Here is a 673-nt window from a genome sequence, read left to right as displayed (position 1 = left end):
GCGCGCTCAGCGGCGTTGTTGTCGATAGGCAAAAAACCGGCCTCCACGTAACGCAGCAGCCAACCCCAGTTGCTCGCCATGTAACTGATCGCTTTACCCAGAGGGCTCTGCGTCGTGACCTGCGGCTGGCTTTTCTCCAGCCAGCTTTTCAACTGGGTCAGGATCGGCAAGCTCTTTTCCTGGCGACCGATATAACGCTGTTCATCGCTGGCGTCTTTGAGCTCGCGCTCGATACCGTACAGCTTGTTGATCATCGCCAGCGCGATATCCGCTCGACCCGACTTGCCCTTGGGCTGCACTTTCTGGGCCTCGATAAACTTGCGTCGCGCATGCGCCATGCAGAGCAAGCGCTCAACTCCGGGTTGGGCGCTCACCGCGTTGTAGGCCGCATAGTCGTCGGTCATCAAATAGCCACGATAGCCATCGAGCAGGCGTAACGGCACCTCCCGTCCCCGGCTGGTGGTGTAGTCAAACAACACGACTTTCCTGTCCGGCGGACCGCTGGCCTGCACCCACATCCAGGATTGGCTGGTCGGGTCACGGTCAGGTTCCTTGAGCACCTGAACGCGAGTTTCATCGCAGCGGATCACCGGGCTTTCCAGTAATCGCTCGCGCATCAGATTCAGTAGCGGCTGGAAGTGCTCACAGCACTGGATAACCCAACGGGCCAGGG

Annotated in this window: 1 protein-coding gene; it reads right to left on the bottom strand. The window is 59.6% G+C overall.

All coding sequences use genetic code 11. From position 1 onward, the window contains the following. Nucleotides 1-673 (bottom strand): IS66 family transposase (locus M5B42_RS32055; protein ID WP_248748064.1); only part of this gene is annotated, 673 nt, incomplete at both ends.

Source organism: Pseudomonas sp. MWU12-2037 (assembly GCF_023242345.1).
GTDB classification, from domain to species: Bacteria; Pseudomonadota; Gammaproteobacteria; order Pseudomonadales; family Pseudomonadaceae; genus Aquipseudomonas; species Aquipseudomonas gingeri_D.
Note: the sequence above shows the minus strand (reverse complement) of the source record. Positions and strands in the feature narration are given on the sequence as shown.